This is a genomic window from Bacillus sp. N5-665 (assembly GCF_022637375.2).
In the GTDB taxonomy this organism is placed as follows: Bacteria; Bacillota; Bacilli; order Bacillales; family Bacillaceae_G; genus Bacillus_A; species Bacillus_A wiedmannii.
The window spans coordinates 3,010,065-3,031,779 of sequence record NZ_CP093325.1 but is presented as its reverse complement, the minus strand read 5'-3'; the positions used below and the strand labels follow the sequence as shown (position 1 = coordinate 3,031,779).

The 21,715-nt window shown below is 31.6% G+C and carries 21 protein-coding genes and 3 pseudogenes; 17 read left to right on the top strand and 7 right to left on the bottom strand.

Annotation, left to right across the window (positions count from 1 at the left end; translation table 11 throughout):
- Positions 1-170: 170 nt before the first annotated feature.
- Positions 171-644, bottom strand: a complete 474-nt coding sequence (locus MNO09_RS18250; protein WP_078183640.1) for an exosporium leader peptide-containing protein — start codon at positions 642-644, stop codon at positions 171-173.
- A gap of 197 nt (positions 645-841) precedes the next feature.
- Positions 842-1,210 carry an FtsB family cell division protein gene (locus tag MNO09_RS18245; RefSeq protein WP_064475289.1) on the bottom strand — a complete coding sequence of 123 codons (369 nt, stop codon included), beginning with the start codon at positions 1,208-1,210 and terminating at the stop codon, positions 842-844.
- A 665-nt stretch (positions 1,211-1,875) separates the two neighbouring features.
- On the opposite strand from MNO09_RS18245, the gene MNO09_RS18240 reads away from it, so the two are divergent.
- From MNO09_RS18240 to MNO09_RS18230, 3 genes and pseudogenes are all read left to right on the top strand, one after another.
- The gene (locus MNO09_RS18240) at positions 1,876-2,256 is read left to right on the top strand and encodes a hypothetical protein (RefSeq protein WP_000450250.1); all 381 of its coding nucleotides are present in this window, start codon (positions 1,876-1,878) and stop codon (positions 2,254-2,256) included.
- 57 nt (positions 2,257-2,313) lie between these two features.
- Positions 2,314-2,482 (top strand): annotated as a pseudogene (locus MNO09_RS18235) (terminase large subunit); the annotation flags it as partial.
- Position 2,483: 1 nt separating this feature from the next.
- Positions 2,484-2,763, top strand: a pseudogene (locus tag MNO09_RS18230) (N-acetylmuramoyl-L-alanine amidase); the annotation flags it as partial.
- Between the two features lie 92 nt (positions 2,764-2,855).
- Here MNO09_RS18230 and MNO09_RS18225 read toward each other — a convergent pair.
- Positions 2,856-3,200, bottom strand: coding sequence for a hypothetical protein (locus MNO09_RS18225; protein ID WP_000560154.1), 345 nt, complete (start codon positions 3,198-3,200; stop codon positions 2,856-2,858).
- Positions 3,201-3,911: 711 nt separating this feature from the next.
- Between MNO09_RS18225 and MNO09_RS18220 the strand changes: the two genes are divergently transcribed.
- The 5 genes from MNO09_RS18220 to MNO09_RS18200 all read left to right on the top strand — a co-directional run bounded on the left by MNO09_RS18220 (position 3,912) and on the right by MNO09_RS18200 (position 6,714).
- Positions 3,912-4,268: a hypothetical protein gene (locus MNO09_RS18220; protein WP_000535579.1), complete on the top strand. Its 357-nt coding sequence runs from the start codon at positions 3,912-3,914 to the stop codon at positions 4,266-4,268.
- Positions 4,269-4,386: 118 nt separating this feature from the next.
- Positions 4,387-4,908 carry a GNAT family N-acetyltransferase gene (locus MNO09_RS18215; protein WP_078183639.1) on the top strand — a complete coding sequence of 174 codons (522 nt, stop codon included), beginning with the start codon at positions 4,387-4,389 and terminating at the stop codon, positions 4,906-4,908.
- A gap of 51 nt (positions 4,909-4,959) precedes the next feature.
- Positions 4,960-5,520 carry a nucleoside/nucleotide kinase family protein gene (locus tag MNO09_RS18210; protein WP_001039242.1) on the top strand — a complete coding sequence of 187 codons (561 nt, stop codon included), beginning with the start codon at positions 4,960-4,962 and terminating at the stop codon, positions 5,518-5,520.
- Positions 5,513-6,253 (top strand): alpha/beta fold hydrolase, encoded by a 741-nt coding sequence (locus MNO09_RS18205; protein ID WP_088107179.1) that lies wholly within the window; start codon positions 5,513-5,515, stop codon positions 6,251-6,253. The genes MNO09_RS18210 and MNO09_RS18205 overlap by 8 nt, the downstream gene beginning before the upstream one ends.
- Before the next feature lie 2 nt (positions 6,254-6,255).
- Positions 6,256-6,714 (top strand): DinB family protein, encoded by a 459-nt coding sequence (locus MNO09_RS18200; protein WP_088107180.1) that lies wholly within the window; start codon positions 6,256-6,258, stop codon positions 6,712-6,714.
- A gap of 58 nt (positions 6,715-6,772) precedes the next feature.
- Here the strand turns inward: MNO09_RS18200 and MNO09_RS18195 are convergent, their stop codons facing one another.
- The 3 genes from MNO09_RS18195 to MNO09_RS18185 form a co-directional block, all read right to left on the bottom strand.
- Entirely contained in the window at positions 6,773-7,789 is a 1,017-nt protein-coding gene (locus MNO09_RS18195) for a D-alanyl-D-alanine carboxypeptidase family protein (RefSeq protein WP_088107181.1), read from the bottom strand.
- A 181-nt stretch (positions 7,790-7,970) separates the two neighbouring features.
- On the bottom strand, positions 7,971-9,128 hold the full coding sequence (locus MNO09_RS18190) for a sensor histidine kinase (protein WP_001243287.1): 1,158 nt from the start codon (positions 9,126-9,128) through the stop codon (positions 7,971-7,973).
- Positions 9,118-9,813: a response regulator transcription factor gene (locus MNO09_RS18185; RefSeq protein ID WP_001038819.1), complete on the bottom strand. Its 696-nt coding sequence runs from the start codon at positions 9,811-9,813 to the stop codon at positions 9,118-9,120. Before MNO09_RS18185 ends, MNO09_RS18190 begins: the two co-directional genes overlap by 11 nt.
- Before the next feature lie 192 nt (positions 9,814-10,005).
- Between MNO09_RS18185 and yqeK the strand changes: the two are divergent.
- From yqeK to MNO09_RS18150, 7 genes and pseudogenes are all read left to right on the top strand, one after another.
- A pseudogene (yqeK, locus tag MNO09_RS18180) lies at positions 10,006-10,614 on the top strand (bis(5'-nucleosyl)-tetraphosphatase (symmetrical) YqeK).
- A 13-nt stretch (positions 10,615-10,627) separates the two neighbouring features.
- Positions 10,628-11,302, top strand: a complete 675-nt coding sequence (locus MNO09_RS18175; RefSeq protein WP_097860291.1) for a DUF3885 domain-containing protein — start codon at positions 10,628-10,630, stop codon at positions 11,300-11,302.
- Complete coding sequence (gene mtnN / locus MNO09_RS18170) at positions 11,299-12,039, top strand: 5'-methylthioadenosine/S-adenosylhomocysteine nucleosidase (protein WP_097816410.1); 741 nt, start codon at positions 11,299-11,301, stop codon at positions 12,037-12,039. The genes MNO09_RS18175 and mtnN overlap by 4 nt, the downstream gene beginning before the upstream one ends.
- Before the next feature lie 15 nt (positions 12,040-12,054).
- Positions 12,055-12,690 (top strand): SDR family oxidoreductase, encoded by a 636-nt coding sequence (locus tag MNO09_RS18165; RefSeq protein WP_000446317.1) that lies wholly within the window; start codon positions 12,055-12,057, stop codon positions 12,688-12,690.
- A 102-nt stretch (positions 12,691-12,792) separates the two neighbouring features.
- A complete protein-coding gene (locus tag MNO09_RS18160; protein WP_000617082.1) occupies positions 12,793-13,641 on the top strand; it encodes a GNAT family N-acetyltransferase in 849 nt (282 codons plus the stop codon).
- 108 nt (positions 13,642-13,749) lie between these two features.
- On the top strand, positions 13,750-14,124 hold the full coding sequence (locus MNO09_RS18155) for a hypothetical protein (protein WP_001059012.1): 375 nt from the start codon (positions 13,750-13,752) through the stop codon (positions 14,122-14,124).
- Between the two features lie 208 nt (positions 14,125-14,332).
- Entirely contained in the window at positions 14,333-17,005 is a 2,673-nt protein-coding gene (locus tag MNO09_RS18150; RefSeq protein WP_088107182.1) for a M4 family metallopeptidase, read from the top strand.
- Between the two features lie 298 nt (positions 17,006-17,303).
- Here the strand turns inward: MNO09_RS18150 and MNO09_RS18145 are convergent, their stop codons facing one another.
- Positions 17,304-18,530: an AraC family transcriptional regulator gene (locus MNO09_RS18145; protein ID WP_000162839.1), complete on the bottom strand. Its 1,227-nt coding sequence runs from the start codon at positions 18,528-18,530 to the stop codon at positions 17,304-17,306.
- A 569-nt stretch (positions 18,531-19,099) separates the two neighbouring features.
- On the opposite strand from MNO09_RS18145, the gene MNO09_RS18140 reads away from it, so the two are divergent.
- Positions 19,100-20,761, top strand: coding sequence for a SpaA isopeptide-forming pilin-related protein (locus MNO09_RS18140; RefSeq protein WP_000719291.1), 1,662 nt, complete (start codon positions 19,100-19,102; stop codon positions 20,759-20,761).
- Positions 20,762-20,853: 92 nt separating this feature from the next.
- Entirely contained in the window at positions 20,854-21,657 is an 804-nt protein-coding gene (locus MNO09_RS18135) for a class C sortase (RefSeq protein WP_000828079.1), read from the top strand.
- Positions 21,658-21,715 lie beyond the last annotated feature (58 nt).

Genomic DNA, 21,715 nt, shown 5'->3' with positions numbered 1-21,715 from the left:
CTTGTGATGACAAGTTTAAGAAATATAAAGATCATTAGTTCTTAATAAAAGCTTTATTTTAGTAGGGTGTTTCGAAATTTCATTTGAAAGGAACATCCCAATGATAAGATGAGCACTGTAAATCAGTGCTCATCTTATCAGAAATTGCTTAGTACTTAAAGATAAAACCATTACGGACAATTCACAATGGTAATAGTGACGCTAGCCATAGTTCCAGGAGAATCAAGAAGTGAAGCAGTAACGGTTACTGTTCCAGGCCCATTAGCGGCTAGAAATACAGCGGTAAAGTTACCTGAAGCATTTGTAATGACAGCAAGAGGAACCATGAAAGCAAGAGAAGGATTACTAAATGAAAAATTGACCACTACTCCTGGAGTAGGACTACCGTTTACTAATACTTGACCCGAAAAAAATAAAGTATTATTTCCTTGAGTGGATACACATGTCGTGGTTTCGTTAGAAGTCAAAGTAATAGATGCAGGCCCAGCAGGAAGATTAAATCCAGTTGGTCCAGTGGGTCCGGTTGAACCCGTAGCTCCTGTAGAACCGGTGGGACCAGTAGGGAATTGAAAGGGTTGAACAGGTGGAAGTGTAGGTCCAATAGAACCCGGATTAAGTGCAGCAAAAGATAAAAACTCGTCCATTATTTATCACCTCTAAAAATCGTATTACTAATAGTAAATGTAATGATAGAGCAAAGTGAAATGGATAAGCGGTTGTATTTTAATAAATTAAACAAAATTTTTATTTGATAGAAAGAGAGATTAGTACGATTCCTTTAGAAATTAAATATAAAAAGGCGAGTATTTTCAAATTGCCTTTTGGGTAATGCAGTGTAATTTTATTCAGTTATTTGAAAAATAGTTTCATTCGGTTTGGAAAATCCATACAGTTTCCTTGCGAATTTTAAAATTTCTTCTTCACTATCTGTTAAAGTTTTAACATCATTCTTAAGGGAATGACCATCCTTCTTTAAAGAAGATAATTTTTGTTGCTCCGTATTAAGCGTGATTTGTTTTTCTTTAATCATTTCTTGTTGGTTATTAAGAGAATATTGAAGGACAAAAATTATAGGTAATATTAAAACCAAAATAGTTATAATACGGCGTCTTGTTTTTTTATTACTACCTTGTTGGGTGTTAGGGTTCACTTGCTGTGAGGGTATATTAGGATTTGATTGTTGGGATGATACTTTTGGGATGTTTCCCATTAAAAGGCCTCCATTACTGATTGTAGAATTTAAACTATTTAAAAGTATTATAAATGTTCAATAAGGATTTTAGAAGATATTTTAATATAGGTGAGTTTTGTAAAGTTTAAACAAAATTTTTATTTAAATAAAAGAAACCCCGATTGTCTGCGGGCTCCTAAGGGAAATCGTCAAATAATGAAGTACTCGACTAATTAACGATATCATGAATTTTTTGGTAAAAACACTGGTAAATTCATCCGAATTAATGAGAGCATCATTTGAAACAAAAACGCTATTTTAATAGGGAGGGGAATAATGATGATTCCATGGGACAAGCGAGTATACATTGTATCAAGGTGATCATTTTATTACAGAGGGGACAATTTTTGAGGTTAGTGAAAAGGCGAATAAATCATTATATTGGCTTCGGTGCATGTTAGTTCCAAGCTATGAAAAAGTGTGCGGTAATAGTACAAAGCGACTTTGGTTGATTCGGATAGATGATGACGAAGAATGATGTGAAAATTTCATTTCGTAGAGAAATAAGGTGATTAAGGATGGGCATAGAATATGCCATATTTGTATTAAAAAAGAGCAGAATTTAGCCTATATATAAAGATGTTGGAATTGTTCTAAAGGGGGGAATATCTGAAATATAAATAATTGAGGGGAGTGAACTAATAATGGAAACTAGTACTTTTTTAGGATTGTTTTGGGGATGGGTAACGGTTATTGTATCGGGAATACTTTTCGTACGTCCATCGGTACTACGTGAATTGAAAAAATTAGTGGTTGAAGACAGAGGATTTGGTATTATGTATGGTTTTCTATCGATTTTCCTAGGGTTAGGTAGTGTAATCCTACATAATGTATGGGTATTCAACTGGCAGGGGTTCCTAACGTTTATTGCATGGCTTGCATTATTAAAGGGAATCTACATAATTGTATATCCTGAACCTTCCAAGAAAACAGACTTTGAAGTAAGGGTACTATCTACACGTATAGCGCTCGCTATCATTGGCGCCTTGGCTTTATGGATGCTTATAGTAATCTATATAAAATAATCTTTTTCTAATAAGGAAGTTAATAAAATATGAGAAAATTCCATTATAATACTAATTTTAGAATGTTGCATTGCGAAATGGTCAGAAATTCTTGCTTACAAATCGTCCATTCCCTAATTTATATGCTCAAAAATTTATAGGAGCATTAGAATTTGCGAGTATTCGGGATTTTGGTGTATGTGGTCTTTTAGTTAGACAAAATGGTGCGTACATTTTTAAAACTCATAGACGGCTGGTTGAATCTTGGCGAAGAGCAATAGATTAAATACGATTCTTTTATGTGAAGTTCGATAAAAAAGTACAGTAGATTCATCTATTGGAGGAAAACGTGGTGTTTCTAAAAGAAATAATTTATGTTTCTATGATTCATCAACTTGGCAGGATAAAGACGTTGCTGGTTCTGTTAATGTATGATTAGAGTTTGTTATTGATGCAAAAGTAAGTGTTAAAGGAACACTACAATACAAGGTGCACAATAGCAAAGGAAAAACATACTGCTGTAAATAAGCTTATTTGTATGTGAAGTAATTAAAGAGTCGATTTATAAGAGTCAGCTTATTTTTCAATACTCCACTCAACTAGTAATTATAGATGCCAGTTTAAATCTCTGCGTGTGAATATATAAAAAGCTGACTATATTTAGTCAGCTTTTTATATATTCTAGTATTTATCGGTCCCAAAAGACATATTCTTTCCTTTAAGTTGACATTTAATATATTACCAATGTTTTCTTTTACAATGACAACAAATAAAGAAACATTTACAGCGACACTTATTTCGTTTAGAACGCCAATCATCATCACAATGGTGTTGTTCTTTAGATTTCCACCAATCATCATTGCAATGCTTTTCTTTAGAACGCCAATCATCATCACAATGGTGCTGTTCTTTAGATTTCCACCAGTCATCACAACAATGCTTTTTCTTAGAACTCCAGCAATCATTTTTCCAGGACATTTTTTATACCTCCCTTCAATTAGGGTTCATATTATTCTATGTTTTAGTAAAAAAATGGCTTGTTTATTAACCTATTATTTTACCTTTATATGATAGAGTGCTTTCTACTAAATATAGAATTCATACAAACTATGCTTAATTTTCAAAAGGTAGTGGAGAGAACTGCTGGTTATGATATTAATCAACAAACACTTGTTGAAGAAAACGTTCTGATTTTAAATAATATCTTATTTTGGAGTACGCTTTTTTTAATGTATATTTCACAACAGCAAAGGAAAAACATACTATATTACTGCAAACAAAGCCTATGTATATGTGAAGTAATAGGAAAAGCTGGTCCCTCTTAAAGGAGCCGGCTTATAAAAAAAAACAGGTTCGTTTGAGAAAGAGGTTGTCTAAATTTTAAATTCAGCAGAATTAAATCCAAGTCCAATCATTAAACAGGCCTTTAATTGTTAGAGGTCCGTTTTGTTATTAATAAAGAAAAGAATGTTATTGTCGTTGAAAGCACGTTTATACTAATAATGCTACATATTTGGAGTATTTGAATTGAGTATTCATACAGTAGTATATTCGTTTTTAATATATATAAAAAGGTTTAGTACAAGTGTTTGTTTTTTTGTTTCTATGCTTTTGTCTCGTACACTTTTAAGCTATTGGACATACTTTACTAATAGAAAGGATTAGGGGGTGAGGATTTGGGTTCTCGATTTAATAATTGTAGAAAAAAATGTACGTGTAAACATGATGATTGTTGGGATGTTTTTGAAGAGTGTAAAAAAGAACAGCATGAGAAATGTGACAGCTCTTGTGTACAAGGAATTAGAGACGAACTTAAAAAATTAATTAATAAAACAGTGCGAATTAACACTGAAGGACGTACTTATATAGGTACTGTTTCTTCTGTAACTTGCGATGTTGTTAAGCTGGCTGCTATTCCTGGTTCAGTTGCAGCAATTATATCTCTTTGTAAAATTGAAGCGATTTTACCACCTGCTACAACTGTTGCTGATGAGTTTGATTTTAACGGTGTTGACGTAGCAAATAAAGAGTAATTATGCTTTATTGATGCTAAGCCATTCTTATGAATGGCTTTTTATTTTGTTTAAAAGGGAATATATTTTTCATATAGAAATAAATTTGAAGGTGTATAAAAGGTTGTGTGAAAGGAGAATGAGAGTGATCAATCTGAAACAATTTACAAGAACTGATTTCAAACAATTAATAAATTGGATTGATTGCGAAGAATTTTTAATACAGTGGTCAGGAAATTTATTTACATACCCTTTACATGAACAACAATTAGAAAAATATATTGAAAGCAAAAATACGCTTGCATTTAAAGTAATAGATGAAGAGACTAGAAAAGTAATTGGTCATATTTCACTTGGGCAAATTGACAATATAAATAAATCTGCAAGAATTGGAAAAGTGTTAGTTGGTGATACGAAAATGCGAGGGCGTTCTATAGGGAAACATATGATGAGAGCAGTATTACAAATTGCATTTAAAGAATTAAAACTACATAGAGTAACTCTTGGTGTTTATGATTTTAATACGTCGGCCATCTCATGTTATGAAAAAATAGGATTTGTAAAAGAAGGTTTATTAAGAGAATCCAAAAAAGTAGGAGAAACATATTGGAATTTATGGGAAATGAGTATGTTAGAATATGAATGGAGTGATAAAAAATAATAGTTTTTTATAATTATGTTATGTCAATTAAAAGGGGTATGGTGGGAAGTTATGAATAAAAATACTAAAGTAATTTCAGTTGCAGCTGTTTCAGGAGGAGGTAAAACTACTGTTACAGAAAGTTTAACTCACAAGTTAATGAATTCAAAAGCACTATATTTTGATAGCTATGACTTTGATAATTGTCCTGCTGATATTTGTAAATGGATTGATGATGGAGCAAATTATGATGAATGGGTACTTACACCATTAATTAAGGATATTCAGCATCTGTTACAAAATAGTTATCTAGATTATATTATTGTAGATTATCCTTTTGCATACCTAAATAGTGAAATGCGACAATTCATTGATGTAACCATATTTATCGACACACCTTTAGATATTGCGATGGCTAGAAGAATTTTGCGAGATTTTAAGGAAGATACAATGAGTGAAATACAAAATGATTTAAAACACTATATAACATATGCTAGAAAAGCTTATTTAGAGGCACTTCATACCGTAAAGCCAAATTCAGATATTGTTTTGGATGGATCTTTATCTGTCGATGAAATAATTAATCAAATTTTAGAGTCACTTAATCGGAGAGAAGTAATCGTCAATGGTTAAATGTATAGAGGAATATGTACAAGTTGATGATTTTAAAATGTATTCAAAAGTATTCCAAGGAAAGCAGTTGCAACCTGTTATTATAATGGAAGCAGGTTATGGAGAATATTCCAAGGCATGGGAGCATATTGCTGAAGGGCTGACTGAATTTGGGACGGTAATTACATATGATCGAGCTGGATTAGGAAAAAGTGGGAAGAGTTCCAAGCGACGTATTAGTTCTGAAATGGTAAAAGATTTAAGAAGTTGCTTAGAGCAATTACAATTGAAACCACCTTATATTTTTGTAGGACATTCTTTTGGTGGTATAAATGCACGTTTATTTACGGCTTTTTATCCCGAAGATATGCTGGGAATCGTCTTGTTGGATTCGACACCAGAAAATTATAAAGAAGATTTTTTACCAATCATGTCCCCAGAATTTCAAGAAGCTTACTATAAACAATTTGTATATGAAAGTTCTTATGAAGAGTTTATGTTTAGTCTAGGCGAAGCAGATAAACATTGTCAGTCAACTAGAAATATTCCACTTGTCGTGTTAGCTGCTGGTAAAAAAACTTTTTATTCGCAAGCTGCACAACTGAAGTGGTTACAGTTGCAAGAAGAATTATTACGATTATCAAGCAATAATAAATTTGTAATTGCAGAACAAAGCGGTCACTATATTCAAAAAGATGAGCCACATTATGTAATAGATGCTGTTAGGTGGATAATTGGAGTAGGGGAGAGATAAATATGTACACGTTATTTCAATACAATTGGCAAGTAAGAGATGATTGGTTTAAGTGGTGTGAACAACTTTCAGAGGAAGAATTACTCCGCAAGCGTGTAGGTGGTGTTGGTAGTGTTTTAGAAACATTATTCCATATTGTCGATGTTGAGTACAGCTGGATTCGTGCGCTTCAAGGAAAAGAAGATAATGAACCGCAGTTTAAAGATTATCAATCCATCCAAAAAGTGAAAGCGCTATCTGATTTATATATACGAGAATTAGAAGTTTTTTTACAGTTGTGGTCATCTAGCCTAGAATGTAAGATATTAAAAGCTTCGTGGACAGATAAAACATATACATACGGTGAAGTTTTAAGACATGTAATTGTGCATGAAATTCACCATATCGGTCAGCTATCTATATGGGCGAGAGAATTAAATCTTCAGCCTGTTTCAGCGAATTTAATTGGAAGAGGATTATAAATTTAGAAACCGGCTTGCACTGTAAAGGCAAGCCGGTTTTTATATATAAGAAGATTTCCTAGTTGAAATCCTCGGATTTTTTCTGACGTATATGTAAAAACATTAAAATTGTAATGATGAAGAAAATCAACAATGTTTGTATGATTAAATTTTTAAATTGAAGCAAAACTGTCCAAGATGTAACAGCATCTTTAAAAGCTTGGAGTGCAGAGTACGAGGAAGGATCAAAACCGTACTGTAGTAACTTTTTTGTTTCAATAAAAGTACTGTTTTCTTCATTGGAGTCTAATATTACGGAAATAAGTCTAGTATCTCCTCGTTTTGTTGTACTGACAAAACTATAATTACCATTAGTTGAAAAACTAGTTTGTAAGCCGTCAACACCTTGGAGTTTAATGTTTTTATTAAGGGAATAAATCATTTTATTTGTGTTGAAAACCTTTGAGTCTTTGAAGGTAAATTGGTAAGAGGTTAGTTTCGTAATATTCAATACATCTGGAAAGTCTTTTACTAATTGTGTCGCTAGTTTAGCTACGTCTATAGTTGTTGTAGTTGATTGTTTATTTGTATCGTTATTCATTCCAGTAGCATTTAGAAACGGGGATGGTTGTGATAACTTTAGTTGTTTTGCTTTCTCATTCATTAAAAGTGTAAAGTTATCTTCGTTTCCAGCAATGTGTTCTGCAAGGGCAAGTGTGGAACGATTATTCCCTGTCAAAAACAATGCATGAAGTAAATCACGAACTGTCGTTTTATCTTTCGAAGTTACTTGTATAGGACTCGTTTCTGCTCGGAAAACTTCGTTACTTATTTTTACTAATTCATCTAACTGTATTTTTCCTTCATTCAGTTGTTCCATTGCGATATACTCTGTCATTAATTTAGATAAAGTAGCTGATTGTATAGGAATTTCTTCATTTTTTTTATAAATAACTTCACCTGAATTAGAATCTATTAAAATAGCTGATTTAGCTTGAATAATTGGACCATTTACATAAAGGTAAAAATATAAAACGATAAGTGCTGTAATAACAAAAGATAAGAATAAAATTGTGAACTTTTTCAAGAATTGCATAAGCGATCCTCCTACTATGACATCAATAATACTATTGTAAAAAGTAATGCTTAATTAGGAAGAAAGAAAAGGTAAAGAATTTCTAAAGAATTATAAAATATTATTAAATTTTGGATTTTAATGGAAAATGAAAGGTCCAATTTCTTATATGGTAAGAAATTGGACCTGAAATTAAGTTGTATTAACATTTATATGGTTGTAGTTTTACAGTGAAAGTTGTTTTTTTATCATCACTATATACTTCAATTGTTCCTTTATGCAATTCGACAATACTTTTTGCAATTGCCAATCCGAGTCCAGATCCACCAGTGTTCGTAGAGCGAGATTTTTCAACGCGATAAAAACGTTCAAAAATATGAGGTAAATCCGTACTAGGAATAGGTTGTCCGTAATTTGTTATATCTATATTAATCATATTATTGCTTTCATAGGCAGCAAGGTCGATATATCCACCGTCGTTTCCATAAGCGATAGCATTTATAATAAGATTTTCAAACACACGCACTAATTTGTCTCCATCAGCTAATACCATGAGTTTTTGAGATGGGAAAGAAGGTCGACATTCTATATTAGCTTCTTGAACCTGTATGCGGAATTGAACAGTTAATTGTCCAAGTAGCTCTACAATATCAATAGGAGCAGAAAATAAACTTAACTCTTTATTTTGAACACGTGTATATTCAAACAAATCATTCATTAATGCATTAAGACGGGTTACTTTATCGTAAATGACTTGTATATAATAGCGTAATTCCACTTCATCTCTATAATTATCATGGTGGATTAAATTTACGTATCCAACTATAGAGGTAAGAGGAGTACGTAAATCATGCGATACATTTGTAATAAGTTCACTTTTAGCTTGTTCCGCCTGTCTCTCTTCATCAATTGAGACTTTCAATTGTTCAACAATTTGATTAACACCGGTCGCTAACTCTTCCAGATAATTATGATGTACGATAGAAATTTTATGATTGAAGTTTCCATCTGCAATATAACGAATCTCTTCTATCATTTTTTTAATACAAGTTTCATAGTAAAGCTTTCTTTCATGACGATAAAAAATGTATAGGTAGGATGAAAAAATAGAAAATAAAAATAAATAAGATACAATCATCATCCAGAGAGATTCCTTTATTCCTTTATATTTTTCATATCCAAAAATTCTAATGAATTCTTTGCCAAGTTCGCTTAATGTAAGTGAACTTTCAATTACACTTGTAACAAGACGATATATTATTAATTCAGTAATAGGGGTAAGGGTGATAGCTAACATGAACCAAAAAATCAATTTCCATTTTGGGATATCTTTTAATATATCAAATGCTTCATTTCTCAATTTTATAGCCTACTCCCCAAACAGTATGAATAAATTTCTCTCCATTCATTCCTGTTTCAAGTTTATCCCGTAAATTACTAATGTGAACCATTACAGTTTTATTTGAGCCATAACCATCTTCGTGCCATACGCGTTCAAAAATTTCTTCGGAACTAAATACTCTTCCGGTATTACTCGCAAGTAAATATAAAATATCAAATTCAATAGATGTAAGTTTAATATATTCTCCATTTACTTTAACAGTATGATTATGTTTGTGTATTTCAGCAGAACGAATACGAATAATACCTTCTTCATTTTTGGAGGAAGTGGCATTTTGGAAAGATGATCTTCGTAACAAAGCTTTCACTCTAGCTACTAATTCTAATGGATTGAATGGCTTAATCATATAATCATCTGCACCTGTCATAAGACCTAATATTTTATCCATATCCTCGGCTTTTGCACTCAGCATAAGAATAGGTACAGTATTATTCTCACGAACTTCCTGGCAAACTTCTAATCCATTGCGTTTTGGCATCATAATATCCAAAACCATAAGGTCAACTTCATATGTAGAAATCATTTGCAATGCCTCATCGCCATCGTATGCTTTATAAATGTTATAGCCTTCATTTCGCAAATAAACAGCAAGTAACTCAACAATTTCTTTATCATCATCAATAATTAATATGTTTTTATTCATTATGTAGTTCCTTTCCTAACAAATCATTAACATTACTATAATATCAAACATTTATGTATTTTGTAGCAATGAATCGCCATAAAATTTCATGTAACGTATAAAAAGGGGATTAAAACATTCATAACGAATACAAAGAAGAAGGATATTTAAATAATGCATTATATTGAAAGTGAGGAATAAGGGGGATTTGCAATGTTAAATAAAGATATCTATTCATTTACTCCAACTGGAAAATTTGAAAATGATATAAAAGCTTTTCTATTAAAATACAGCAAAGAAGTTACATATAAACATTCAATCTGGGTGGCAAATGAGTCTCGTAAAATTGCGGTTACTTATAATGTAAATGAAGAAAAGGCAGCAATTGCAGGATATTTACATGATATTAGTGCAATCTTTCCGAATGAAGATCGGATTGTAGTTGCTGAGCAATTTGGAATAGAGATATTACAAGAAGAACGAGAATTTCCAATGATTATTCATCAAAAGTTATCGAAAGTAATTGCAAAAGAGATATTTAAAGTGGAAGATGAAGAGATTTTAAATGCAATTTGTTGTCATACAACACTACGTAAACATGCAACGAAAATGGATTTAGTGTTATTTGTTGCTGATAAAATAGAATGGGATCAAAATAGTACACCGCAATATTTAATAGAAGTAAAAAAAGGATTAGAAAAATCTTTATAACATGCTGCTTTTGCATATATTTCATATTTGTGGGATAGAAAAGACACTTTGAAAGTTATACATCCGTGGCTAGAAGAAGCATATTGGCAGTTAAAAGAAATTGTAGAGTAGAAAGGGTATAAGAATGCAATTAAAAGAATATATGAATCAAACATTTCCTGGGGTTACATTAGTACCACATATATCCTTTCAGGGGGAAAATTATTTGTATTTTGATTTTGGGAAAGGTAAACATCAAAATGTAGAAGGCACCGACGATATAAATATGGAATACTTCTCTCAACTATATACATATAATAAATACTTATTTGAAGATATATTTTCAAAAGAAGATGAAGTATTTTTAGTTACAAATGTTTATCGATTTAAAAAGGAAAACGTGAAAAATTCGCAGAAAATAAATGTATATAATCGATTTATTAAAAAGAGGGATTTAAAGTTCCAAATAAGACAAGAAACATTACCTTTTCTATTTGAAGATGAAGAAGCTAATTTATATTGTACATATCAATTTTCATTAAAATGTTTTGCTAGCGATATAAAGTATAAACCACTTATTCAAGCTACGAATCATGAAGATTTTCCAGGTCTTAATCCTCGTTTTGGACGTAAGGAAGAGATTTCTTATCCAGATGTATTTCTCATAAATGCATCGAAAGATATTATCATGTTTATTTACGATGATAGAGGATGTGAAGTAATTGCGAAGAATAAAGAAACAATACGAAATTTATATGAGAAATATAAAGAGTGGATTCCAGATTATGAACGAGAAAGTATAGATAACTTATTTACATGACAACAATGGGGGAAGTGAAGCGTGTAATGAAACGTATTGCAATCGTATCCGCATGGGAACCAGAACTTACGTATTTGCATCAATATTATCCAAGTGAACGTATTGAAAAACGAGCTGCTTGGGAATTTCATTTTCATTATATTAATAATATGGAAGTTATCTCCGTAATAACTGGAGTTGGGAAAGTAAGTTGTGCAAGTTGTGTACAATTATTAATTAGTGAGTTTCAGCCAGATGAGTTGTTTATGACAGGGATATGCGGAAGTTTATCAAATAAGGTGAAAAATGGTCATATTGTAGTAGCGCTTAATGCAATACAACATGACGTTACTGCTGCTGGTTCGGGAGAAGATGTTTTTAATTTATATAATGGTAGAACAGCACCTATTGAAACAACAAAATCAATTGTAAGAAGAATAAAAAAGATACGATCTTATGATCCGATTCATTTCGGTACATTTTTATCTGGAGATCAACGTATCCGTAGTTCAGAAATGAGATATTTACTCCATACTGTATATGGAGCTTTAGCGGTTGATCAAGAGGTGGCAGCTTTCGCTTATGTATGCCAAATCAATAAAAAGCCTTTTCTATGTTTAAAAGCTGCTTCAGATCAAGCGAATGATAAAACGAAAGAGGAACAAAAAATCTTTAAAATGTTGGCATGTGAACGAGCGTGCGAGCATTTAATTGCTTTTTTACGTGTGTACGAGATTAATGTAGTAAATAATAGATAGTAAGAGGGGTTAATATTGGAAAGTACAAATAAAATAGCTATTCTGGGTGCAAACGGAAAAGCCGGGAAATTCCTTGTAAACGAAACATTAAAAAAGGGATATCAAGTAAAAATATTAACGAGAAATTCTAATAATATGACGATAACTAATGAAAATTTAGAGACTATTATTGGGGATGCACGTGATTTTTCTTCAATACGTGAATTACTTAAAGGTTGTCGAGCTGTAATTAATGCGGTAGGTCAACCGAAAAATGAATCTTATATTTTTAGCACAGTAACGAAGCATATTTTAGAAGCAATGAAGGAGTTTGAAATAAAACGATATATTCTGATTTCTGGAGGTTCTTTAGATGTTACAGGAGATCAGAAGGGAATTGTAAATAAAATAGGAGCTACCTTGTTTAAAGCATTTTTATCAAAGATGATGCAAGATAAATATAAAGAATTGCAAACTATTCAAGGTAGTGATGTAGATTGGACAATTGTTAGATTACCATTTGTTATGGAAGGGAAGAGCATTGGAAATATAAAAGAGAGTTTAGTAGATATGCCCGGAATCAAAATTCAAAATAGTGATATTGCACCATTTGTGATAAAACAAATTAACAGTGAGAGATATGTAGGGAAGTGCCCGTTTATTTCAAATTAAATGGTTTAATTAAAAGTTAAAGAATGATGGGTAGATTGGCACTAGTACATTTTACGTATTTGAATGCTAAGTTTAACACGAGTAAGTGGGGGAGAATTTTATATGATTCAATACAAAAGATGCAGTGAAGTAAGTATAGATTTAGTGTATGAAGCTTTTAAAGATGGATTTTCAGATTACATTATTAAAATGGAAGTTTCAAAAGAAGATTTTATAAAAAGGTTTTTGGGACCAGAAGGGAATTCACTAAAACATTCCTTTCTTGCTTTAGACGGTAACAAATCTGTTGGTGTAATACTTGGCGGGATAAAGGATTATGAAAACATAAAAACAATGCGTTGTGGAACATTAGCGGTTCATCCTAATTACCGCGGTATTGGTGTGAGTCAAAAATTATTTGAACTGCATAAGGAAGAGGCGCTTCAAAATGAGTGTAAGCAACTTTTTCTTGAAGTCATTGTAGGCAATGACCGAGCGATTCATTTTTATACGAAATTAGGCTATGAAAAAGTGTACGATCTATCTTATTATAATTTAAAAGATATGACTAAAATAATAAATAAAGATTGTAAGGAAATTGAAGTAAAACAATTAGAATTTCCAGCTTTTAAAGTTGAAATTCAGAAATGGTTACACTTCCATATAAATTGGCAAAATGATATGGATTATATCGAAAAAACAAATAATACATTTTACGGTGCATATGTCGATAATGATTTAAAGGGTTCAATATGTATGAATGAACAAGGTAAAATTAGTTTTATTTTCGTAGACAAAGACTATAGAAATCGTAGTATTGGATCAAAATTATTACAAGTAGCAAGAGAAAACTTACATGTATCAAGTTTATCAATTGGGTTTCCAAACAACAATTTACTGGAAGGGTTTTTAAAGAAAACTGGATTTGAAAAGAATTCATTAGCACAATATGAAATGTATGTATTGTTATAAAAAGCGAAAGGAGTCATTATTTCGCTTTTTATTTTTTTGCTATATTGATATTTTACTTTGTATAATATTCTTTTTTTATGTAAAATAGATAGGATGGGAGGGGATGAAATGAATAATGGATTAAAGTTTAAGATTTTTGAATTGCATTGTTTCGTTCAAAAGACTTATTCTGATATTAAAATAGCATGTGATATTGCTATTTATCAAGAAAACACTTCTAAATATTTAATTTCATTAGGGTTTTTAAATAAATCATATATGACTTATATAGAAGCAAAAAGATTTTATCGTGAAAATGAAGAACTTATAAGTGTAGAATTTGATAATTTCTTTGATACATATGATAAATTAGAACAAGAATTAAAAAAAGTTATTTCAACTGAAGATAAGAATCCTTCATTGCTACATAACAGGCTTGATCAGTTTCAGCAAAAAGTTGAAAATATAAATGACCTAATAAAAGTATTGCAAAATGCTCGTTAAAGAATACTTTTTCTTTTTCATATAGAAAGTATGTATTAAAAACATATTAGGGATATGACATATTGAAGAGGTGACTTTTGTTGATTACAGAAGTCATCTTTTTATAATACAGTTTTGCGTAATGTGATGTACTTTTTATTTTTTCTATTTTTGATAGGAATACATTGAAGCAGTTTCATATTTTAGGAAATTATACGAGGAAAATAAAATGAAGAATAAAAAAGAAATAGCTATAGTTGCATTAACAACAGGGTTAATTTTAACAAGTGTAACACCATATGGAATAGCTTATGCAGAAGAAACGGGTCAAATGCAAGTTGATATTCAAGAGGGTTCGTTCCGTACAGGTGAACTTACACAACCATCACAAAAGACGCCAGAGAATATAGTGAAAGATGCACTTAAGGAAAAGACCGAGCATGCTTTGTCTCCAAAACAAGTTAGTGGAGACAAAGGGGTAGATTACAACGTTGTTCAAAAACGTAGTTCTTATGATGGGACTACACTTGTGCGTATGCAACAAATATATGAAGGTAAAGAAGTATATGGACACCAATTGACTGCTCATGTAGATAAAAAGGGTATTATTAAAAGTATTTCAGGAGAAAGTGCACAAAATTTAACACAAGAAGATTTAAAGAATGCTAGTAATTTATCAAAAGAAGAAGCAAAACAACATATTTATACGAAGTACGGGAACGATATTAAATTTATTTCTGAGCCAGAAGTTAAGGAAGTTATTTTTGTAAATGAAAATAATGGACAGGCTAGCAATGCATATCAAGTTACATTTACTGCTGCAACACCAAACTATGTATCTGGAACTTATTTAGTGAATGCTCATAATGGTGATATGTTGAAAAATATGGTGCAAGAGTCAAGCTTAAAAGTAAGTGAAGAGCAAGTGGAATCTTTAAAGGAAACTAAAAAAAGCAATTCCATATCATTAACTGGAACTGGTAAAGATGATTTAGGGATAACTCGCACATTTGGTATTTCTGAACAAAGTAATGGGAAATATGCGCTTGCAGATTACACAAGAGGGCAAGGAATTGAGACATATGATGTGAATTATAGAGATATTAGTTTTGAAGAAAAATATTATCCTGGTATATTAGCAACTAGCACTTCAACAACATTTAATGATCCAAAGGCGGTAAGTGCTCATTTCTTAGCAACAAAGGTATATGATTTTTATAAAGATAAATATAAGCGTAATAGTTTTGATAATAAGGGGAACAAAGTAGTATCAGTTGTACATGCATGGGATTCTGGAGAAACAGATGATCCTAAAAATTGGAGTAATGCATTTAGTGCTAATGTTAACAATGTTAGTATGCTTATATATGGTGATTCAATGGTTAGAGCGTTTGACATAGCGGGCCATGAATTTACGCATGCGGTTACATCTAGCGAATCTAATCTTGAATTTTTCGGAGAATCTGGAGCAATTAACGAGGCGTTATCTGATATTATGGGAACGGCTATTGAGAAATATATAAATAATGGAGAATTTAATTGGACAATAGGAGAACAAAGCGGCTCAGTTCTACGTAATATGAAAAATCCATCTTCAATCAATTTTTTTGATGGAGTACCGTATCCAGATGATTATAGCAAATACAGTGATTTAAACGGAGAAGATAATGAGGGCGTTCATTTCAACTCAAGTATTATTAATAAAGTCGCGTATTTAATTGCACAAGGTGGCACTCATAACGGTGTAACTGTAAATAGTATTGGTGAAGATAAAATGTTTGATATTTTCTATTATGCAAATACTGATGAATTGAACATGACTTCTAATTTCTCTGAATTAAGATTAGCGTGTCTTAAAGTTGCAACAAATAAATATGGAGCGAACTCAATTGAGGTTGAAGCGGTCCAAAACGCTTTTGATGCAGCAAAAATTAAAGGGACAGTGAAAGAAAACGAAAAAACTGCAGAAAACCAAGTCCCTGAATTAACTGTACCGCTTACAATTACACTGCGTGTTGGTGATACGTTTGACCCGATGAGTAATGTAAAAGCTGTTGATAAAGAAGATGGTGATTTAACAAATACAGTAAAACATAAAGGCGATGTAGATACTTCTAAACCAGGTACATACATTGTGGACTACTCGGTCGTTGACTCTCAAGGGGGGAATGCAACGGCTACACAGACTGTAATTGTAGAGGAAAATGGAGAAACATTAGATTTAAAACCTACATTAACAGCGCCTGTTGGAGCGACAATTCATGTAGGAGATTCATTTGATCCAATGGAAAAAGTATTAGCTGTTGATAAAGAAGATGGTGATCTTACTTCTAAAGTAAAACTTAATGGTGAAGTAGATACCTCTAAAGCCGGTACTTACGTATTAAAGTACACAGTTACAGATTCTAAAGGTCATAAAGTAACTGAGGAACAAACTGTAACGGTCAAAGTTAGAGATGAAGTTAAAAATGAAATACCAATACTAAAAGTACCTGCTACAACTACAATTACTGAGGGGGATCAATTCGATCCAATGGTAGGAGTATCAGCTACTCATAAGGAAAGCGGTGACCTTACTTCTAAAGTAGTTTATGAAGGAGATATAGATCCCTCTAAAGCTGGTACTTTTGAAATAATATATAGTGTCACAGATTCTGTAGGTAATGAGGTACATGCAATACAAAAAGTATTAGTGAAGGATAAAGATACTAGCAAAGCTAAAGGTATTACTAATAATAGTAATAACGGTAATATCACGAACATTAATTCTGATAAAAAAGAATCTACATATAAAGAGCTTCCCAACACGGGTGCAAGTACAACTAACAGTGCAACAATGGGCATATGGATGATTATTGTCGGTACAGTACTCACTTTGGTTCGCAAATTTAGAAAGATATAAAAATAATAGTAGGGATTATTTCTCACACAATAATTATTAGATGAATTTTTTACTTAATAAGATTTTAGTATTTAAGTAGTGTATTTTGCTTCTATAAAAATTTGTGCTTGGACGCTATTTTTCCTACAGACCTACATTACATATAAAGCACGTTACTATTCTCATTCAAATAAAAGAATAGTAACGTGTTTTTTTGATTTAAAAATAGCCTGAATTTAAAAGGTCATGGATGTGGAAGTAATTCTAATCTGCCATTGATAAGTTATTAAAAACACTTTGTTTTAATGAAAGTTTAACTCTATATGACAATATGAGATTTTCGATATTTACCAGGTGTTTCGTTAGTGAATTTTTTAAAAATTTTAGTAAAATAGCTTTGATCACTAAAGTTGAGCGAAGCACATATGTCTGATAAGGGATAGGTTGTGAAAGTTAATAATTTTTTTGCTTCTTCAATTCGTTCACGTTGAATGTACTCAATTAATGAAATACCGACCTCTTTTTTGAATAATATAGATAAATAATCTGAATTTACGTTTGCAAATTTAGCAAGTTGTTTAACAGATATTTGGTTGTAAATATTTTCAAAAATATAGTTTTTGCAAATAGCGATAGTCTTTGAGTATTTCTGTACTTTTTGTGCTTTTACACGGTCTGCAAAAGTACAGAAGACATTTCTTAATAAATCCCATACAGATTCTGTGTCTTTTAAATCCTCTGTCTTTTGAATGTGTAGATCGTAAATCTTGTAAGCAAGCCCGGAAGGAAGTCCTCCTTTTATAGCATATCTAGTAGCAAGTGTGATGGATGAAATACAAATGTTTTTATGACGTCTTAATTGATGGAATGAAGATAAGGATGAAAGAGTCTCTTGTTGGAATTCGTAATAATATTTGAGTACGCTTTCTTTATCCCCGTTTTCTATAGCTCCAAGTAGTTGCTGCTCTATATACAAATTATGACAGATAGATTCGTTTTTTTGCATTGAAATATATACATCCTCGTTTAAGATATTGCTATGACTTACATGAAATGAGTCACTGTTATTTGAAAAGTTACTTACATCTGAATTTTTTTTATAGAGAATGTTATAGAACAATATTGCTATATTTACAAAGAAATTTTGATCTTTGACTGACAATGAAAAATAGTGATCTCTTGTTCTTTTATAATTCGAAATAAAATTAAGGTTACTATCCGTTTTACTTGTAGAAAAATTTACATGTGTCAAGGGCCCAATAATAACAGTACCGTTCACCATATAATGACTCTTTATGTGAATTAAAATGAAGTGCCCTAAATATTGGTGAGTTCTGAAGATAGGCGAATTAAATGAATCATTTTTTTGAAAAAGCACATGTAACTGTTCTATTTTTGATTTATAGAACGAATGTGAATCATCTTTTGATGTAAATTCTAAAAGAATATTTTTGTTACAATCTAAAAAACAAACTGGAATTTCAAAAGATTGGAAAAACATATTACAAATGTACTCTATCTCAACTAGACTGAGCTTTTTAGTCATATTATTCCTCCTTACAGTTGTGCGTAATAGTTGAATGTTTACATATTCCTTTTTTTCATAAGTAGAAACGGAAAAACTTTATCTATAAAAATTATAAACTTCTAAGAATAATACCATAATTTAACATGGTTAGTACATATTATTTGAATATACAGGTAATAGTTTTAGGGAGTAACGTAAAATATTAATTGTCACACTTATTCGTTGTTCATTGCTTATATGTATCAAAAATGATTAAGATTGGATTTTAAATAGGGATAGGAAGGAAGAGATTAATGAATTGAAGTTAAGTAATTAATGAAAATTTGCGATAGAAGTTAATGTGTAACGATTTTTGAAGTAGAGATATAAGTGTAATTCAGGGGAAAAACTACATATATCATACGGAGAGACAACGTAATAATAGAAAATAAGAAGAGTGAATAAGTGATTGTAAACAATGGATTGTTGGACGACTATGTTTTAGGTTACTCGTTTAAATCTGGTACTTGGCACACTATTGCTTTTAAGAGGGTAATAGTAATAAAGAGATTTTTAAAATGATAGAAGTAGTAAAGGGGATAAGAGAAATGAAAAAAATATTTAGTGTGCTTTTAGTATTTTTCTTAACATTTTCTACATGGTCTAGTGTATTAGTGAAGGCAGCTTCACCATCCAAAGGTACTTTAACGATTCATAAATATGAACAAGAAAAAGATGGCGCACCGGGGCTAGAAGGTGATGGCTCTGCAAATCAAGAGGTACCATCAAATGCGAAACCGTTAAAAGGTGTAACGTTTGAAGTGAAAAGGGTTGCATCGTTTGAAAAAATTTCAAACGATGGGAAAATCGTGAAAGAAGATGTGAAGCCTGTAATGGGAGCAACTCCAACTCAAGTAGTAACAGATGATAACGGACAAGCTGTATTAAAAGATCTTCCGCTAGGACGTTATGAAGTGAAAGAAGTGGCAGGACCTCCGCATGTTAACCTAAATCCAAATACGTATACAGTGGATATTCCATTAACGAATAAAGAGGGTAAGGTGCTAAACTATGATGTTCATATGTATCCGAAAAATGAGATTAAACGTGGTGCAGTTGATTTAGTAAAGACTGGTGCAAATGAAAAAGCATTAGCAGGTGCAGTATTCTCTTTATTTAAGAAAGATGGTACAGAAGTGAAAAAAGAGTTAGCAACAGATGGTAATGGGCATATTCGCGTGCAAGGATTAGAGTATGGGGAATACTATTTCCAAGAGACAAAAGCGCCGAAAGGGTATGTACTAGATCTGACTAAACACGAGTTTTTTATAAAGACCTCCGGAACTATTAACGAAGATGGAACAATTACTTCTGGTACAGTAGTTAAAGTAGAAGTGCAAAACTATGAAGAACCAAATATTGATAAAAAGATTAACGGGAATTTGGAAGCGTTACTAATTAATCCGTTAACTAATTACAATTATGATATCAAAACATTAATTCCAGAAGACATTAAAGACTACAAAAAATATGTAGTAACAGATACTTTAGACAATCGTTTAATGATTCAAGGAAAACCAGTCGTGAAAATTGATGGAGCGGAAGTAAATGCAAGTATTGTAGAGGTAGCTGTAGAAGGCCAAAAAGTAACAGCTACAGTAAAAGATTTCACAAAGTTAGATGGTAAAAAAGAATTTCATTTACAAATTAAATCACAAGTAAAAGAAGGAGTACTATCTGGTTCGGAAATTTTAAATACAGCAAAAATTGATTTTATAAATAAAAATGATGTAATTGGAGAAAAGGAATCTAAACCTGTAGTTGTTGTTCCGACAACTGGAATTATCGAGTTAACAAAAGTTGATGGTGCTGATAAGAAGAAATTAAAAGGTGCGGAGTTTGTACTTAAAGATAAAAATGGAAAAATAGTTGTTGTGGCAGGTAAAGAAGTCACAGGTGTATCAGATGAAAATGGTGTTATTAAATGGACTAACATTCCGTATGGAGACTATCAAATTTTTGAAACGAAAGCACCAACTTATACAAAAGAAGATGGTACAACAGCTTCATATCAATTATTAAAGGACCCTATTGATGTAAAGATTAGCGAAAATAATCAAACGGTTAAATTATTGATTGAAAATAATAAAAGTGGATGGATTCTTCCTGTAACGGGTGGTATCGGAACGACTCTATTTACTGTACTAGGCCTTGCGTTAATGGCTACAGCGGCATTTGTTTTCTTTAGAAAAAAGTTTGCTAATAATTAAGGTTTTAGGAACATGTAACCAAGTGATGTGAAAAGGGGAGAAGCAAAATGCTTCCCTCTTTTCGATATTTTAGTATATGCAGAGGTGGAAATATGAAACGAAATCTTGTTTTAGGAGGTATTTTTTTATTTGGATTAGCTATTTTTTTATATCCTACTATTAGTAATTGGTTGGCGACTCGTGCACATTATTCTGAGATTAGCTCCTACGATAAGAAGATCAAAGCACTACAAAAGAAAGAAGTTGAACGTAGGGAAAAAGAAGCAACCGAATATAATAAACAAGTTCAAACTTCCATGAAAACATTTGCAGATCCATTTTCTGAAGAAAAAAATAATCATCAAGCATATGCCGATGCGTTAAATTTAGGTGATGTAATGGGGTATATTGAAATATCGAAAATTAATATAAAACTGCCAATCTATCAAGGGACCTCTGAGGAAGTATTGAGTCGGGGGGTAGGTCATTTAGAATATTCTTCACTTCCGGTAGGTGGAGAAAATACGCATACTATTTTAACAGGGCATCGTGGTTTACCATCAGCAAAATTATTTACAGATTTAGATAAGTTGAGTGAAGGAGATCTTTTTTATATTCATTCTTTAGACAAAATTCTTGCTTATAAAGTAGATCAAATTAAAGTAGTGTTACCACACGAAACGGACGATTTAAAAATTGTGGAAAAGAAAGATTATATAACATTAATTACATGTACGCCTTATGGAGTAAACACAAATAGATTACTGGTTCGAGGTGAGCGTGTGGAGTTTAACGAGAAAGAAAAACAAAAAATGCGTAAAGAGATATTTATGTTTAATAAGTGGACCGTAGTAGTCTTAATCCTATTATTATGTGTGTTACTAGTCGCAATTTATAAGAAAAAATTAACTCGATAGAATGAATTTATTTATCCTGTATTAATGGGCAGTGGGACCGAAAATCCAGAGATAAGCA

Coding starts and splice junctions, on each gene's coding strand:
- MNO09_RS18250 (WP_078183640.1), bottom strand. CDS start 644: ATGGACGAGTTTTTATCTTTTGCTGCACTTAATCCGGGTTCTATTGGA.
- MNO09_RS18245 (WP_064475289.1), bottom strand. CDS start 1,210: ATGGGAAACATCCCAAAAGTATCATCCCAACAATCAAATCCTAATATA.
- MNO09_RS18240 (WP_000450250.1), top strand. CDS start 1,876: ATGGAAACTAGTACTTTTTTAGGATTGTTTTGGGGATGGGTAACGGTT.
- MNO09_RS18225 (WP_000560154.1), bottom strand. CDS start 3,200: ATGATTGCTGGAGTTCTAAGAAAAAGCATTGTTGTGATGACTGGTGGA.
- MNO09_RS18215 (WP_078183639.1), top strand. CDS start 4,387: ATGAGAGTGATCAATCTGAAACAATTTACAAGAACTGATTTCAAACAA.
- MNO09_RS18210 (WP_001039242.1), top strand. CDS start 4,960: ATGAATAAAAATACTAAAGTAATTTCAGTTGCAGCTGTTTCAGGAGGA.
- MNO09_RS18205 (WP_088107179.1), top strand. CDS start 5,513: ATGGTTAAATGTATAGAGGAATATGTACAAGTTGATGATTTTAAAATG.
- MNO09_RS18200 (WP_088107180.1), top strand. CDS start 6,256: ATGTACACGTTATTTCAATACAATTGGCAAGTAAGAGATGATTGGTTT.
- MNO09_RS18195 (WP_088107181.1), bottom strand. CDS start 7,789: ATGCAATTCTTGAAAAAGTTCACAATTTTATTCTTATCTTTTGTTATT.
- MNO09_RS18185 (WP_001038819.1), bottom strand. CDS start 9,813: ATGAATAAAAACATATTAATTATTGATGATGATAAAGAAATTGTTGAG.
- MNO09_RS18175 (WP_097860291.1), top strand. CDS start 10,628: ATGCAATTAAAAGAATATATGAATCAAACATTTCCTGGGGTTACATTA.
- mtnN (WP_097816410.1), top strand. CDS start 11,299: ATGACAACAATGGGGGAAGTGAAGCGTGTAATGAAACGTATTGCAATC.
- MNO09_RS18160 (WP_000617082.1), top strand. CDS start 12,793: ATGATTCAATACAAAAGATGCAGTGAAGTAAGTATAGATTTAGTGTAT.
- MNO09_RS18155 (WP_001059012.1), top strand. CDS start 13,750: ATGAATAATGGATTAAAGTTTAAGATTTTTGAATTGCATTGTTTCGTT.
- MNO09_RS18150 (WP_088107182.1), top strand. CDS start 14,333: ATGAAGAATAAAAAAGAAATAGCTATAGTTGCATTAACAACAGGGTTA.
- MNO09_RS18145 (WP_000162839.1), bottom strand. CDS start 18,530: ATGACTAAAAAGCTCAGTCTAGTTGAGATAGAGTACATTTGTAATATG.
- MNO09_RS18140 (WP_000719291.1), top strand. CDS start 19,100: ATGAAAAAAATATTTAGTGTGCTTTTAGTATTTTTCTTAACATTTTCT.
- MNO09_RS18135 (WP_000828079.1), top strand. CDS start 20,854: ATGAAACGAAATCTTGTTTTAGGAGGTATTTTTTTATTTGGATTAGCT.